Origin of the sequence: Mesorhizobium sp. C432A (assembly GCF_030323145.1) — a bacterium.
Classification (GTDB): Bacteria; Pseudomonadota; Alphaproteobacteria; order Rhizobiales; family Rhizobiaceae; genus Mesorhizobium.
Window position 1 is genome coordinate 3,002,049 of sequence record NZ_CP100470.1, and the last position, 15,251, is coordinate 3,017,299.

General features: G+C 58.8%; 16 protein-coding genes. 11 read left to right on the forward strand and 5 right to left on the reverse strand.

Annotated elements, in window-relative coordinates:
• Window positions 1-148: 148 nt before the first annotated feature.
• Both NLY33_RS14560 and NLY33_RS14565 read left to right on the forward strand, forming a co-directional pair.
• Entirely contained in the window at window positions 149-3,262 is a 3,114-nt protein-coding gene (locus NLY33_RS14560; RefSeq protein ID WP_023704632.1) for a CheR family methyltransferase, read from the forward strand.
• Entirely contained in the window at window positions 3,259-3,675 is a 417-nt protein-coding gene (locus tag NLY33_RS14565) for a response regulator (RefSeq protein WP_023668061.1), read from the forward strand. The genes NLY33_RS14560 and NLY33_RS14565 overlap by 4 nt, the downstream gene beginning before the upstream one ends.
• Before the next feature lie 180 nt (window positions 3,676-3,855).
• Here the strand turns inward: NLY33_RS14565 and NLY33_RS14570 are convergent, their stop codons facing one another.
• The 3 genes from NLY33_RS14570 to NLY33_RS14580 form a co-directional block, all read right to left on the reverse strand.
• The gene (locus NLY33_RS14570; RefSeq protein WP_023687844.1) at window positions 3,856-4,101 is read right to left on the reverse strand and encodes a hypothetical protein; all 246 of its coding nucleotides are present in this window, start codon (window positions 4,099-4,101) and stop codon (window positions 3,856-3,858) included.
• 168 nt (window positions 4,102-4,269) lie between these two features.
• Window positions 4,270-4,953, reverse strand: coding sequence for an SDR family oxidoreductase (locus NLY33_RS14575; RefSeq protein WP_280804108.1), 684 nt, complete (start codon window positions 4,951-4,953; stop codon window positions 4,270-4,272).
• 250 nt (window positions 4,954-5,203) lie between these two features.
• Window positions 5,204-5,992, reverse strand: a complete 789-nt coding sequence (locus NLY33_RS14580; protein ID WP_023704634.1) for an SDR family NAD(P)-dependent oxidoreductase — start codon at window positions 5,990-5,992, stop codon at window positions 5,204-5,206.
• 532 nt (window positions 5,993-6,524) lie between these two features.
• On the opposite strand from NLY33_RS14580, the gene NLY33_RS14585 reads away from it, so the two are divergent.
• Genes NLY33_RS14585 through NLY33_RS14600 form a run of 4 tightly spaced genes read left to right on the forward strand, consistent with a single transcriptional unit; the run spans window position 6,525 to window position 8,897 of the window.
• Window positions 6,525-6,986, forward strand: coding sequence for a hypothetical protein (locus NLY33_RS14585; protein ID WP_245260972.1), 462 nt, complete (start codon window positions 6,525-6,527; stop codon window positions 6,984-6,986).
• Window positions 6,983-8,203, forward strand: a complete 1,221-nt coding sequence (locus NLY33_RS14590; RefSeq protein ID WP_023668066.1) for an NRAMP family divalent metal transporter — start codon at window positions 6,983-6,985, stop codon at window positions 8,201-8,203. Before NLY33_RS14585 ends, NLY33_RS14590 begins: the two co-directional genes overlap by 4 nt.
• Window positions 8,200-8,562, forward strand: a complete 363-nt coding sequence (locus NLY33_RS14595) for a hypothetical protein (RefSeq protein ID WP_245260609.1) — start codon at window positions 8,200-8,202, stop codon at window positions 8,560-8,562. The genes NLY33_RS14590 and NLY33_RS14595 overlap by 4 nt, the downstream gene beginning before the upstream one ends.
• The gene (locus NLY33_RS14600; RefSeq protein WP_286438738.1) at window positions 8,562-8,897 is read left to right on the forward strand and encodes a hypothetical protein; all 336 of its coding nucleotides are present in this window, start codon (window positions 8,562-8,564) and stop codon (window positions 8,895-8,897) included. The genes NLY33_RS14595 and NLY33_RS14600 overlap by 1 nt, the downstream gene beginning before the upstream one ends.
• A 79-nt stretch (window positions 8,898-8,976) precedes the next feature.
• Here the strand turns inward: NLY33_RS14600 and NLY33_RS14605 are convergent, their stop codons facing one another.
• Window positions 8,977-9,147: a GNAT family N-acetyltransferase gene (locus NLY33_RS14605; RefSeq protein WP_245260973.1), complete on the reverse strand. Its 171-nt coding sequence runs from the start codon at window positions 9,145-9,147 to the stop codon at window positions 8,977-8,979.
• Window positions 9,148-9,752: 605 nt separating this feature from the next.
• Between NLY33_RS14605 and NLY33_RS14610 the strand changes: the two genes are divergently transcribed.
• The 5 genes from NLY33_RS14610 to NLY33_RS14630 all read left to right on the forward strand — a co-directional run bounded on the left by NLY33_RS14610 (window position 9,753) and on the right by NLY33_RS14630 (window position 13,590).
• Entirely contained in the window at window positions 9,753-10,073 is a 321-nt protein-coding gene (locus NLY33_RS14610; protein ID WP_031195797.1) for a hypothetical protein, read from the forward strand.
• A 635-nt stretch (window positions 10,074-10,708) separates the two neighbouring features.
• Entirely contained in the window at window positions 10,709-11,119 is a 411-nt protein-coding gene (locus NLY33_RS14615) for a DUF427 domain-containing protein (RefSeq protein WP_023704637.1), read from the forward strand.
• A 40-nt stretch (window positions 11,120-11,159) separates the two neighbouring features.
• The gene (locus tag NLY33_RS14620) at window positions 11,160-11,579 is read left to right on the forward strand and encodes an HD domain-containing protein (protein ID WP_023704638.1); all 420 of its coding nucleotides are present in this window, start codon (window positions 11,160-11,162) and stop codon (window positions 11,577-11,579) included.
• 330 nt (window positions 11,580-11,909) lie between these two features.
• Window positions 11,910-12,416, forward strand: coding sequence for a YciE/YciF ferroxidase family protein (locus tag NLY33_RS14625; protein WP_023668075.1), 507 nt, complete (start codon window positions 11,910-11,912; stop codon window positions 12,414-12,416).
• A gap of 127 nt (window positions 12,417-12,543) precedes the next feature.
• On the forward strand, window positions 12,544-13,590 hold the full coding sequence (locus NLY33_RS14630) for an ATP-dependent DNA ligase (protein WP_023815880.1): 1,047 nt from the start codon (window positions 12,544-12,546) through the stop codon (window positions 13,588-13,590).
• Window positions 13,591-14,244: 654 nt separating this feature from the next.
• Here the strand turns inward: NLY33_RS14630 and ku are convergent.
• A complete protein-coding gene (ku, locus tag NLY33_RS14635; protein WP_488473719.1) occupies window positions 14,245-15,234 on the reverse strand; it encodes a non-homologous end joining protein Ku in 990 nt (329 codons plus the stop codon).
• Between the last annotated feature and the right edge of the window lie 17 nt (window positions 15,235-15,251).

Genomic DNA, 15,251 nt, shown 5'->3' on the forward strand with positions numbered 1-15,251 from the left:
ATAGCAGCCCTCCGGGCTTTAAACGGCGGTCGCGTCCATCGGTTCCGTGGCTATCGGCGGTGCGGGATGGGAATTCGACCAGGAACGGTTTACACATTGGATCGAAATCAGCGCTGCCGCGTTGCATTTCACTGAAGCAGGACAATTGATGCAAAAGCTGCCGAGGTTCCCCATAGTCGGTATTGGCGCCTCTGCGGGCGGCATTGCCGCCATGGAGGGATTTTTTCGCGGGATGCCGTCTTCGAGCGGGATGGCGTTCGTGATCGTCACGCATCTCAGCCCGGAACGGGAAAGTCTGCTGCACGAAGTGATTGCGCTTTACACCGGAATTCCGGTTCGTGTCGCTGAAGATGCAATGGATATCCATCCTGACACCGTCTACGTGATGCCGCACAACGCGATCCTCACCATCGAAAATTCCAGCCTAAAGCTGCGCCAACCGAATTCGGTGTCCAGGGAGCGCAAGCCCATCGATATCTTTTTCAGCGCGCTGGCCGAGGATCAGGGCGAATACGCCGTCGGCGTCGTCCTGTCGGGCGGCGATTCCGACGGTACGTTGGGCATCAAGGCAATCAAGGAGCATGGCGGCCTGACGCTGGCGCAACTCTCCGACGAGTCGGGTCCGAGCAATCCCGACATGCCGCGCAGCGCGATCAGTTCCGGTCTGATCGATATCGCCATCCCCGCCGATGAGATGGGTGCGAAACTCATGGAATTTGCCCATAGCTTTGAACTGCTCGACGAGCTCGAAGCTGACGATGGCAAGGCCAGTGCTTTGAAACTCCGCAAGGGCCAGGAGGAAATCTACGCGATCCTGCGCAGCCATTCGGGACATGATTTCTCGGGCTACAAGGCCAAGACGTTCTTGCGCCGCGTCAGGCGACGCATGCAAATAACACAGAACACCGCGATCGATGCCTATATAGAGTTGCTTCGTTCAAATGCGGAGGAAGTGCGGTCGCTGTTTCGCGACCTGCTGATCAACGTGACAAATTTCTTCCGCGATACGGACGCTTTCAAGACCCTGGAAGAAACCGTCATCCCCAAACTTTTCGAAGGCAAGGACGCCAACGATACGATCCGCGTCTGGGTGCCCGGCTGCGCAACCGGCGAGGAAGTCTTCTCGATCGGAATGCTGATGCGCGAGCATATGGATACACTTTCGGCTGTGCCGCGCATCCAGATTTTCGCCACGGACATCGATGACGCGGCGTTGGGCATCGCACGTTCGGCGCGCTATCCGGAGTCATTGCTTGCGGGCGTTTCGCCTGAACGTCGCGAACGCTTCTTCAGCAATGACGGCACAAGTTTCATCTTGAGCAAGAGCGTACGTGATCTCTGCATCTTCTCGGCGCACAGCGTCATCCGTGATCCACCCTTCTCGCGCATGGACATGGTGTCGTGCCGGAACCTGCTGATCTATTTCGGCCCCGATGTGCAAAAGCAGGTTATTCCGACCTTCCACTATTCGCTGAAGCCCGGCGGCTATCTGTTCCTTGGCACCTCCGAGAGCATAAGCCAGCATGCCGATCTGTTTGCACCGGTCGACAAGAAACAACGGATATTCAAGGCACGAGAACATACGGCGCCGCCGCGGCTGCCGATCTTGTTGAATGCTGCGCCTGCAAGCAATTTTTCCAGCGCCAATGACACTCATGCCCGCCGCGGCTTGTCTTATTCCCTAAGGCAAACCGTTGAAGCGCAGGTTCTCGAACGCTTCGCTCCGGCTCACGTCGTCGTCAATGGTGATGGAGATGTCGTCTATTACTCGGTCCGAACCGGCAAATATCTCGAGCCGCCGCAAGGGGTGCCGAGCAGACAATTGCTCACAATGGCACGCAGCGGCCTGCGTCTGGAATTGCGCGGCGCTTTGCGGGAAGCCGCCGAGGGCCGGCGCACGGTTGTGCGCGAAGCGATAGCCATTGAAGAAGATGAAGATCGTGTCCAATTCGTCACATTGACGATCGAGCCCTTGACTGATCGCGGCAGCGGCGAGCCGCTGTTTCTCGTCCTGTTCGAGCCGGTGGGCCAGCCGCAGCCGCGGCTGGAGGCTCTAAAGGTTCGACAGCCGGTGGCATCTGGGATTGCTGATTTCGAACGCGAGCTCCGCGATACGCGCGAGCGCCTGCAATCGACGATCGAAGAATATGAGACCGCGTTGGAGGAGTTGAAATCTTCCAATGAGGAACTCGTCTCGGTCAACGAAGAAGCCCAGTCCTCCAATGAGGAGCTCGAGGCCTCCAAGGAAGAAATGCAGTCCCTCAATGAGGAATTGAACACCATCAATGCCGAACTGGTTTCCAAGATCGAGGATCTCGATCGTGCCAACAGCGATCTGAAGAACCTGTTCGAGAGCACACAGATCGCGACTGTTTTTCTCGATACCAAGCTGGTTATCCGCAGCTTCACGCCGGCGGCGTCTTCGTTCTTCAACTTGCTGCCGACCGACATCGGAAGACCGCTGACCGATCTTGCCAGCCGGCTCGATTATCCGCACCTGCGCGACCATATTGCCCAGGTTTTCAGGGCCGGCGAGATGATCGAGCACCAGCTGCCGCGCGATAGCAACGGCATCCACTATCTCGTGCGGCTGATCCCCTACCGCGACAGCGCGCGGAAAATCCAGGGCGTGGTGGTGACCTTTGTCGATGTGACGACCATGGCTGAAGCCGAAGCCCACCAGCGGGTATTGATCTCGGAACTCAACCATCGGGTCAAGAACATGCTGGCTGTTACGGTCAGCATTGCCAGTCAGACCCTGAAAAATGCTCCCTCTTCGGAGGCTTTCGCCGAAGCGCTCATCGGTCGCCTGCGCGCCATGGCCCGGGCCTACGGAGTGCTCTCGCGTGAAAGCTGGAAAGAGGTCTCGGTAGAGGAAATCGTGCGGCAGGAAGTCGAGCCGTTCGGGCTGGAACGCATCAACACCACAGGCGAGGACATTCGGCTCAAGCCTCAGCAGGGCCTGTCGCTTGGCATGGTGATCCATGAACTTGCCACGAATGCTGGAAAATATGGCGCCTTGTCCGTGCCAAACGGCGTGGTGTCCGTGACTTGGTCGGCGTCGGATCACGGTTTTCAGCTCGAATGGTTAGAAAGCGGCGGTCCCGCTGTCATTCCGCCTGAGAAGACGGGATTTGGTCTTTCGCTGGTGAAAGGCGAAATTGAGTATCGGCTTGGCGGAAATTTTGAAACATCTTTCGGTTCCGATGGTTTGAGCTTGCGGATTGAGTTTCCGTTTGATCATCGGGAGAGCGAAACGTGACTGCATCTCGTATCCTTATCGTCGAAGATGAATGGCTGGTCGCGGAGGAGCACCGCGCAATTCTGGAAGAGGCCGGCTTCGCCATCGCCGGGCCAGTGCCGTCCGTTGCTCGCGCGAAAAAGCTGATCGAGAGTGAAGTCATATCTGCCGCGGTCCTGGACATTGGTCTCGGCGGCGAGACCAGCGCTGCCCTTGTCCCTCTTCTAGCGCAACGCGGAATTCCGTTTGTTTTCGTCAGTGGGTACACAACATCCGACATTCCGCAGGATTTGCGTCATCACAAGATGCTGTCAAAACCCGTGTGGGCTGCCGCGCTGGTCGAGGCCGTGCGAAATATGCTCGGTGTTCAACCGACAGCTTTGGCAAGACACCAGGACAGCGGAACGGTGCCAACCCAACGAGAAGCCCGGTAACTGCACAAAGACACTGGTTTTTCATCAGATATGCGACGACATTCGGGTCCAGGCCCGAGACGGCGTCGCCGGCAAGTGCCTGCGATCCGGCCGGCACGATTGGCATGCTCCCGGTCTGGCGTACTCCAGCGCTGGGCGAAACTTCGCCACGGCGCGACGATTGGTCAGGCGATGAGCCTATCAAACAACGGGCAGTTCGCCCTCGGTTTGCCTCGCGTCGAATAGGACGCCAAGGCCGTAAGTGACGGCGCCAGCGGCAATCATCTCTGCCAACGCTGCGCTCGACACCGGGCAATGCGGCATGACCGCCTTGATCGCGAGTTCGGCATTCGCAATCGACACGAAATCGTGCCGTCGCTTACGGGTCTCCAGATATTGTTCGATCAACATCTGCAGTCGCCTTCTTTCTATTTCATCGCCAGCCATTGGTTCCTCCTGTAGACAGTCTGAAAGCCCACCACGCCTAAGGAGCGGTGGCCTTGGCGCCCCTTTTTGAGGACCGTGGACTCTAGTGAGGCGGGCAGCGTTGCTGACCAGGATGTCGAGACTGCCGAGGGGCGTTGCTGCTTCATCGGCCAGCTTTCTGCAAAGGCCTCATTGCGGATATCGCCGGCAAGCCTTTTGACCTGCCGCTTTTATTAGGTCCACCAGTTCGTCGGCGTCTTCCTGTTCTTCGGGGAGGTAGCCGAAAGCAACGTCCGCACGCTCGCGCGCGAATGCAATCGCCGCAGCACGACCAATACCGGAATCGCCGCCGGTTATCAGCGCTTTGCGGCCGGCAAGCCTGCCTGATCCTTTGTAGGTCGTTTCGCCGTGGTCCGGGCGCGGCACCATCTTGCTGGCCAAACCCGGCCACTTCTGTTCCTGTGGCTTGAACGGCGGCTGGTGATATTGCGTCACCGGATTCTGTTTGAGCATCGGGCTCGCAGGGCCTGCTTTAGCAGGCACTGTTCCCGTATCGGCTGACGCCGTGGAAGCATAAGCGGCGAGAATTCCTCCCGCCATGCTTCCGACGACAAGTCTACGCGCTGCGTCTGGTACATTGTCATGCTGGTCGTGGTTCATCATGGGCTCGCTTTGACGGCAGGTGACCGTTACGGAAGTGGCACCTAACCGGCCGTCGACGCGAATGTTCCCTTGTGATTGCAGTGAGTGTCGGTCGCCTTGCCCGTCTTTGCTGTGAGGCCGCGTCACGACTTTGATGCAGCCATCCTGCTTGTCGCGGAACGTCTTGTAGAGATCCGGCCCTGCTTTCAGATCGGCCCGGTGGGTAATCACAAGGAGGGATCGATTGCGCCGCTCTGGACCATGGCCAAAAGAGGTTCGAGGCAGCGTTGCGTATGCGTCTGGCCCATCCGGAAAGCCGGTCTCTTATTCATCGCCGCGCCAGACGGGATGTGATCGATCAGGCCAACACAGACGCCGTGGGGACCGAGATGGTGCCGTCCTTGCGGCAGCGATTGATTACGTCGCGCAGCACATGCGGTCTCTGCGAATGCCAGCCCGTTTGATGGCGCGAAATATTGGCTCAGTCGCTGGACGCCGGCCCCGGCTCGGCCATCCTACGGTGCTGTTCGGCCAAAGTGCCTGCCGGCGTGACATGCGCGGCGGCAACCTGCAGCTTGTTTTTCCAACCGCTGACGACCTGTTCATCACCGGCCATCATCGCCTCGTAACCCGTTTTGGCGACATCGGCCGGATTGTCCTTTTCATCGGTGCCGATCTTGGTATCCATCATTTCAGCGCGCTCGAAGAATCGCGTCTGCGTAGGGCCAGGCATCAGCACGGTGACCGTCACCCCGCTATCTTTCAGCTCATGGCGGAGCGCGATCGAGAAGGAATCGATGAACGCCTTCGTGCCGTTGTAGACGGCCTGGAATGTGCCGGGCATGAAGCCGGCGATCGATCCGGTGAACAGGATGCGTCCGCGACCTCGCCGGGCCATCTTGGCTCCGAGCTCATGCGCCAGATAGACCGTTCCGGTGACATTGGTGTCGATGATCCGGCGGACTTTTCGCCAGTCCTGGTCGACGAAGCCGTTGCCGAGCCCGCGTCCCGCATTGAGAAACAACAGGTCGATATCGCGATCGCCGATCTGGGAGATCAACCGATCGGCGCCCTCGACGGTCGCCAGATCGGCCTCAATGGCTTCGACCGTTACATTGTGGGTCTCAAGTGCCTCTGCCGCCTGCCGGATAGCCGGCTCGTCGGCGGCGATGATCAGGTCGTAGCCGTCTTTAGCGCACAGCTTTGCGAGTTCCCTTCCGATGCCACTCGAGGCGCCGGTCACCACAGCGAGTTTGGCGTCCGTCATCATATCCTCCATCTTCGTGCCATCGGAACCACGAGTGGGCACAATTGTTCCGCGGCGTTTGGGCTGGATTGATCGTGCGCTGTCATGACGGTCAGGCGACGGTCGTCGTCGCGGTCCTCGCGCGCATTCATGGATGGGCCGTTGCGACAAAAACCGTTCTACGCCATGAGAACTCGCCATGGCCTACCTTCAAAAGGCCCCAAACGCATGGATTGAGTACTCAGAACGGCAATGAGCCTAATCAGTTGAAGTTGGAACAAGTGGCCCAGTTGGAAGTTCGAACCGTGCAGCGTTGTTGCCCTCCCATGTTGATGCTGCGCGATCGGGTCATCCCCTCAGCCCGATCTCCCGCGCTTCTCCGCGCCAAAGAGAAGCGCGGGCCCCCCTCTTTTAACGGCTGTCCGGGATGGAGCGTTTTGTTACGTTGAACTAGCCGACCTCACAGGCTCGTCGTCGGTTTCGTTTGACGAGCTCTCCGAGCGCTCTAGATCATTGATGCCGGACGCAGTTGGTTCGGGCCGGGGAGGAAATCCGCGTGGCGCATCCAACGCGCGCTGTACCCCATAACGACCGTCATTTTCCGGTTGGCTGGCTGTGCTTGCTTCTGATGCTAGCCGGGGTGGCCGGATGCTCGTCTTCCAATCAGGTGGCGCAGCAATCACGAACAGCGGCTTCCGCGGCACAGACCGTATCGATGGTACTGGATGCCTGGGTGGAGGGAGCGGCACCGTCCGCCTATGCCACGGCCGCACTGCACTCGGTCGGAAAAACGCTGGCCGATGTCGAGGCGCAAATTCGATCGGCCGAGACCGCTGAACCAGCCGGGCGAGCAGGACTGACGGCAGCAGTCAACAGTTTGTCGGTGGCGGTGGCGCATGCCGAGGCGGGATTGCGGGTGAACAATCGCACTGAGGTGAAAAGCGCACAACAGGATCTTCGGGCGGCCATGCGCTCGCTCGCCGCCGCTTACACCAGCGCTTTCGGACCAAAGCCGTGAAGAAGCTTCTGGAAATATCGCTTGGCGTCGTCACCAGTGTCGGAGGTTTCCTCGAAGTCGGGTCGATGGCTACGGCGGCGCAGGCGGGTGCCGCCTTCGGATTCCAGCTAATCTGGGCCATAGTTCTCGGCACCATATGCATCATCTTTTTGGTTGAAATGGCCGGTCGGTTCGCCGCGATGAGCCATCACACGATCTCAGAGGGCATTCGTGAAAGATTTGGGTTCAACGTCTTTCTATGGCCGTTGCTCGTCGTCCTTCTCGTCAATTTCATGGTGCTGTCCGCTGAGATCGGCGGTGTGGCCATCGCACTCGAACTTGCCACCGGCATAGGCTTCCAGTGGTGGGCACTGCCGGTGGCGTTGCTGGCATGGTTGCTGCTGTGGAAAGGCACGTTTGGCTTTATCGAGAAAGGCGTTTCGGTCCTCGGCCTCGTGACGCTGTGCTTCGTGGTTGGTGCGGTGATGTTAAAGCCCGACTGGACAGCGGTCGCTGGCAGCGCCGTGCCTTCGCTGCCGGCTCACGATGCCATCAATTACTGGTTCATGGCGGCCAGCATTCTCGGCGCGTCGATATCGCCTTATCTTTTCATGTTCTATTCCTCGGGAGCTATCGAGGACAAATGGGATGAAAGCCACCTTGGGGCCAATCGTGCCATCGCCGGGCTGGGCATGACCTTCGGTGGGACCATTTCGATCGGCGTGTTGATCGTCGCTGCTCTCGTTCTCGCGACGCGCGGCATCGACCAGGTGGACGACTATCACCAACTGCCGTTGATGCTGATCCCTATATTCGGCTTCTGGGGGTTCGTTCTATTCGTTGCCTCGCTCGCCATTGCCTGTTTCGGCGCCGCACTCGAAGTAGGGTTGCAACAGGCATATCTGGTGGCACAGGGCTTTGGCTGGACCTGGGGCGAGGATCGCAAGCCGCGCGATGATCCGGGCTTCAGTGCCGTCTATACGGCATCATTGTTTTTGGCCGCCATTCCGATCATGCTTGGCCTCGACCCACTGAGGCTGACCATCTTTTCCATGGCGGTAACGGCGGCGAGCCTTCCGCTGACGGTAGTTCCATTTCTCTTCCTGCTGAATGACGAACGCTATGTCGGCGAACATCGCAACGGCATCATTTCGAATGCCGCCGTTGTCTTCATTATCGCGCTTGCCTTCGTGCTCGCCGTGGTGACGATTCCGCTGCAGATATTCGGAGGCACATGATGGAATTGATGCGTGATCTCCTGGACAAGCAGGTGTTCGACCGCCGGCGGGTCAAGATCGGCAAGGTCGACGGAGTGGTGGCCGAGTTGCGGCGGGGCAAACCACCAAGGATTGTCGCGATAGAACTCGGCTCCATCACTTTGGCGCGCCGCCTTGGCGCGCGGCCCGGGGAATGGATGGCGCAACTGGCGACGAGGGTGGGTGGCAAACGCCACGCCGTGCCACACAGGATTGCGTGGAAAAAGGTGCAGGACAACGGGCTCGACATCGAATGTGACATCGAGGTGGGCGAGACGTCGATTTTCGCCTGGCAGGACTGGTTGCGCGATCATGTCATCGGGCGCATCCCAGGAGCGTGATGATGAGGACAGTCAACCTCGAACATCTTGCCGGGCGACGCGTGCTCTCGCAGCGCGGAAAGAGCATCGGTCACATCGAAGAGATTCTCGCCGAACAGCGTGGCGACGAGCTCGTCGTTACTGAATTCCACGTTGGCATCTACGCCGCGTTCGAGCGTCTGTCGGCCTCGACCATCGGCATCGCGATGCTCGACCTGTTTCGGCTGCGCCGCCGCGACGGCCTGTACCGCATTCCCTGGGATAAACTCGATATCTCCGATCCGGCGCGACCGCGGCTGCTATGCCCGATGACCGAGCTTCCCGGATGGAAAGGGCAAAAGGACATTCGGGAGTAGATGGCTACGGCTGGGAGGGCTAAGGCGCCGGCGTTTTGCCGGCGAACAGCCGTTCGTGCAGATGGCGCCTCCGCAAAGATTACTGCAGGTTCTTGCGAAGGAAGATGCGGGCGTGTCCTGGAATAACGAATTCGACCTTGCCGAATTCCTCAAACCCATGATGCCGGTAAAATTGAGGCGCCTGGAAACTGCTCGTCTCGACGACGGCTCTCTTGCATCCACGCCTAATGGCTTTCTCCTCAATCGCCATAAGAAGCTGTGATCCATAGGATCGGCCAAGCAATTTTCAGGCAAGAAGAACATGTCGAGAAACAGGAGCCCCAGTTCCGTTCTGCCCCAAATTCCACCCCAGATCTTTCCCGAGGGGTCGGTAAGCTCCGCGCCGATCACTGCCCGGTCATCGATTCCGGTTTGTTCGATGTTGTGTCGATAGAGCGCAGCGGCCGCCTGCGTTCGTGCATCCCCGTTGTGAGCCAGAGCGATTGTAAATCCTTCGGATCGAGCCGGCATGCGTTCTGCTCCTGCGTCGGAATGGTCTTGAGATTCAACCGTCAGATTAACATCAAGGCGGCCGGTTCGCTCGCAGCTCTGATCGCCGCTTCTGTTGTAACCCGTCTTGCCCACATTCCGCATCGCGATCCGCGTCGGATGCATGCAGCCGCGCCCAACATATCGCTTTGGTGTTGAACAAAGCCCATCCTGCCCTTGTCAGGTCTCATCACAATTCGTGCGCCGTCAAGAGTGTCCACCTCGACGAAGCTGCTGCGGATCACAATCCATTACGCCGGGAACAATGAGAAAAACCTGTCGTTGGGAAAGCGATCGCAATTCGGCGATTCAAACACGGAGACTCCAATGTTGAAGAAAATTCTAGCCGCGTCGGTGCTAACTATTGCCTTGGCCGGTTCCGCCTTGGCGCAGACAAATGGAACGGGTGCTGGCGGCACGGCTGGCACGGGTAATGGAACTGGTACTGGAACTGTTGGCAGCGGCGGCGCCGCTGGCAATGGCACTGGCAGCGGGAATGCGGCCGTGCCAACCGATCCGAATTCCACAAACTCGACTACAAAATCGAACGGCATGACCGACCGTTGCAAGGACGCCGCAGGCAATGACATCGATAACAACACTGCAAGTGGCGCAACGACCTCGACCGTGCAAAATTGCAACAAGTAGCCGATGGACCTAGCGGCTTCGGCCGCCCGAAGGCCCGCCATCAAGACAATGGCGGGCCTCCGAATACGTGCCTCGCGTGCTGCCTGGATACATAGGAGCACATGTGTCCAAAGAGACCCGGCGGGCCAAACTCGATCGCTTAGCCGCCTCGATTCCGAAGCACGAATTCGAATTCCTAATGAAGATTGCAAAGCTAAGCCGTCATGACCTACTTGGCCTGATCGCTAAACACGATGGCGGCAGGGACAAGGTTTATAGGGACCTTGCGGCCCACTTGGCAGCAACTGAGGCCGCCCCGGAGCCCGTACATGAGGCGGCAGCTGACGACGGCCAAACAGCTGGAGCATCTCCAGCCACGAACTCGCCCGCCGGCAAGTGGCGGCGAAGATCATTTCGGTGCCAGCCCTGACGCTCCACGGAAGCGACGACCGTGTCGTCCTTCCAAAATCTTCGAATGGGTTGGACGTGCATTTTACCGCGCCTTACTGACGAGTACTGCTGGATACGGCAGGCGGTAGGCGCTTTAAAGCCGGCTGCCATTCAGCTTCATCGGACATGCCGGAACCTGAAGCGCCGCCGCGCATTTCGTCTCCAGGCATGACCGATCTTGCGGTAATCGCCAGGGAGAAATTCAGATGCAAACTTCAGGCGCAACTTCACAGCAAAACCTTGGCCGATTGGCCATAGAACCGTTTTCCGGCACGGTGACGGTGCGGTTTTCCGACGCCATCGTCGCAGCTACGGAGCGGGCGAAGGTCCTGCGTGAAGACGGGCACGAGCCCGTTTTCTATATCCCGTTCGAGGACATCTATTTCGATCTTTTCGAAAAGACCGACACCACCACCCGGTGCCCGCTCAAAGGCACCGCAAGCTACTGGCGTGTCCACGCCGTCGGCAGTTCTTCCGATGATTTCATGTGGGCCTACGAAACGCCCGATGCGGCTGCTCTGGCTATTGCAGGTCACGGCGCTTTCGATCCGGAAAAGGCCCGTATCGATGTCGATCCTGCCGAGGACAAGCGACACACGCCACATATCGTCGAATAGGTTTCATCAGGCAGAGACAATCACGGTAACGACAGGCGCGATGAGCATTTTCTACCAGGCGGCAAAGATTGCGGAGGAGGTTCACGCGTCTCAGCGCGATAAGACCGGGCGGCCCTACATCGAGCATTGCCGCCGTGTCGTCGACGCTGTCGAGACAATCGATCAGAAGACTGTTGCCTACCTTCATGACGTTCTGGAGAAAGGCGAGGGCTGGACCCGCGCCAAGCTCGAAGAAGCAGGCTTCGGACCGACAATTACCGCGGCGGTCGATGCCATGTCGCGCAGGCCGGATGAGGAGTATTTCGCCTTTGTCCGGCGGGCTGCGTCGAACCCAGTGGCGCTCCCCGTAAAACGCGCCGATCTGGAGGACAACATCTGGCAGTCGAGGCAGGTCGGAGCGTCGGCGGCCAAATATGAAGAGGGCCTTCGCATGCTTGACCAAGAGTTCTCCCGACAATAGTGCGCGCCCGACGCTGGCATTGCATCTGCCGAGGCAGCCATCGCCTGCGAGAGCTTGCGGCGCACAGCACGTTTCGGCTCTCCTGGCCGTCAGTTTTTCCGCGCCGGCGTGCGCCTGAGGGTCCTCGCTGGACCATGGAACGTGTGATCGGGTCAAAGCTCCTCCGGAGATGGACCGCAGCGTCTCCAAAAGGAGTAACGGCCGGCTCGGAATCAGGAACTCCTCCAGCACCGGTGCGTTGACCAGCAAGCCGGGACGAGTTCCCGGCCTCCGCGGGTGGCGGGCAAGTCGCCGCCGAACCCGAACTTCTGCACAATGAAAGGTAAGGCCATGGGCTTCTTTTCGAAGGACATCAAGACACTCGACGATCTCTTCGTGCACACGCTGCGCGACATCTATTACGCCGAAAAGCAGATCGAGAAAGCGCTGCCGAAGATGATCGGCAAGGCGACCGATCCGCAATTGAAGGCCGGATTCGAAAAACACCTCGAGCAGACCAAAGGCCATATCGAGCGCGTCGAACAGGTGTTCGAATTGCATGGCGTCAAGGCCAAGGAGGTCAACTGCCCGGCGATAGACGGCATTCTGGAGGAAGCCGACGATGTGAGCGGCGACGTCGACGACAAGGAGGTTCTAGACGCGGCGCTGATAGCGTCGGCGCAGGCGGTCGAACACTATGAGATGACCAGATATGGCACGCTCATCGCCTGGGCCAAGCAGCTTGGCCGCAGCGACTGCGCCAACGTATTGGCCAAGAACCTGAAAGAAGAGCAGGCGACCGATCGCAAGCTCACCGAAATGGCGGAAAGCAAGATCAACATGCAGGCTGCCGAGTAGACCGTCCCAGGTCATGATGAGATTGGTTGAAATCTCATCATGACCTAACCCTGTTGGAGCATGATTTTTCCAAAGCCGGCACCAGTGCTGCGTTGAGTCGATCTCCATCGTTGTCCACGGAACTTTCATGACGGGCGAATCTGCCATCTCTCGCGATCTGCCGACCAGTGTAAAATCGTCTTTCGGCGTGGCGTTGAGCACGGCGCCGATGGAAGCAAAGGCTGCCGACACGTTGCCGGCCGATGCTGGCCGATGGCAATACGAACCCAAATGGGACGGGTTCCGCTGCCTGGCCTTTAAATCCGGCGCGGCCGTGGAGTTGCGTGCAAAATCCGGCAAGCCGTTAGGGCGGTATTTCCCGGAAGTCGTCGCGATGTTGCATGAACTGAAAACAAAAGAGTTCGTGGTCGATGGTGAGATCGTCATCGAAATTGCAGGCTCTCTTTCTTTCGACGCCTTGCAGATGCGGCTGCATCCGGCGGAAAGCAGGATCCGGAAACTGTCGGTCGCGACGCCGGCAAAGCTGATCCTCTTTGACATGTTGGCGACCTCCGAGGGCGCCTTGATGCAGCAGCCGCTCTCGGTTCGGCGCGCTGCACTCGAACTGTTCGTAAAGTCGGCCGCGCGAAAGGATCTCGAACTGTCTCGGGCGACGCGTGATTTGGCGGCGGCAGGCAGATGGCTTGGCCAATCCGGACAAGGTTCGACCGACGGGGTCGTTGCCAAGCTTCTCGATGACGAATATCGACCCGGCGAGCGCGCCATGGTCAAAGTCAAGCGCCTGCGCACGGCCGATTGTGTCGTCGGAGGGTTCCGCTACCTGGCGAATTCGCGTGAAGTCGGCTCCCTGTTGCTTGGCCTGTACAATGACCAGGGGCAACTCGACCATGTCGGGTTCACTTCGACGATCGCCCGGGAGGACAGGGCCAAGCTTACGCGACAACTTGAAGCTTTGCGATCGGCTCCCGGCTTCACGGGAAAAGCGCCGGGCGGTCCCAGTCGGTGGAGCACGGAAAGAAGCGGACAATGGGAGCCATTGCGGCCCGAACTGGTGGCGGAGGTGCGGTTCGATCATGTCACCGGCGATCGTTTCCGTCATGGCACCAAATTTCTGCGATGGCGTCCTGACAAAAGCCCGAAGCAATGCACGTTCGAACAGATACTTGGAAAATGAGGCTTGGCGAGGCGTCGACAGGTCCACACCATCGAGACCAAATCCGTCAAGCATTCGGCGCAGCCAAATCCAGTCGCATTTCACTGGCGATCTTGAACCCGGCGGCGAGATAAACGCCTTTGCAGGAGGATGCCGGACCAAACTCGTTGTTCAGTCTGTCACCACGCCTCGCTTTGGCGGATCACGGTTCTCGTCCGGATTAGGAACTGGCACTTCGTCGGGAAGAAGATCCGGCTCAGGCTCGCGTATGTCCGGCGTCCACGTCGGCGCATCCACTGGCGGCTCTTCGGTTGGCTCTGGTTTGGGGGGCACATCTATTCTCCGGGTTTCGCTTGGGCGTGGGGTTCGGCCCGCCACCGGTCGCGCGTCGCCGCGTCTGGAGGCGAAAGGGTCTTTTCACACCCCATGTATTTTTACCGATGGCCAGCGGTCCTGGGGCTTGTCGGCGCCCGATCAGAGTCCTGCGTTCCGGCTCCTTTGAGCGCAATGTTGGCATCCGCTGCCTCTGGCTCTTTGAGGACTGCCCTGTCGACGTTCTTGATCTCGGCCATAAGGCATCGTCCTTGGTGGCCAACGGGCAACCGCGAGAATTGTTCCGAGCTATTAAGGGCGGCTGGAGCTGCTGTGCGGACCTTCTGGCTGGGCAGTTATCAACTATGCTGTCTTGCGTTTCGGTGAGGCTCTCTTTGTGGATCTCGCCAGCCCTTCCTGTTTGAGGCTCTTCTTCAGCACCTCAGCGAGGTTGATGACATTCTCCTGTGGCCTTGGTGCGGGCTTCGGCAGCTTCTTGCCTTTGCGCTTTGCATCGATCATGGCGATCAGCGCGTCTTCATAGGTGTCTTCAAATTTCGAGGGATCGAAGGTCGTCACTTTTTTGTCAATAAGCATGCCGGCGATTTCGAGCAGATCGGGGTCATATTTCTGCTTGGCCAATCCATCGAACACAGTGCTTTCCGAAACCATTTCGTTGTGGTTGCGAAGCTCGGTCATCACCATCCCCTTGCCATAGGGCTGAATCAGCACTTCGCGGCCGCGCTGGTAGAGCACCACGCAGGATCGAGCGGCCACGCCCTTGTTCTTCATGGCATCGCGGATCACTCCGTATGCTTCGATTGCGGCGCCGTCGGCCGGGATCAGATAGTAGGGCTTCTCGAGATAGCGCGTATCGATATCGTCAATCGATACGAATTCGCCGACTTCGAGCGTGTGCTTCGACGTCAGCTTCAACGCCTTTATGTCGTCAGGTTCGATCTGGAGAAATTCGTCCTTTGCGATCTCGAAACCCTTCACCTGATCCGCTGCATCCACCAGCTTTCCGGTCTCCTCGTCGGCGTAGACGCTCCTGACCGGCAGACCGTCCTTGCGGTTCAAAATCTTGAAATGGATCTTGGATGCTTCGCTGGTTGCGCCGACAATCTTCACGCCGCAAGTAACCGAACCAACCTTCAAGAAGCCCTTCCAGGCAGCACGTGGCGCGGCCATTTTGCGCTTATCCCGTTTCCAGCTAGGGCAACGCGTTTCCGTTCGAATTGTTCCTGCGGCGGGGGCTCGGTGCACCGTGAATGTCCGGTGGGGAAGTCCTGTCAGTCTCGACAGCCGGGCCGGCGCCTGCATCCGCAGGAACCGAAAGCGCACCATGAACATTGTCAGACACAGGCAGG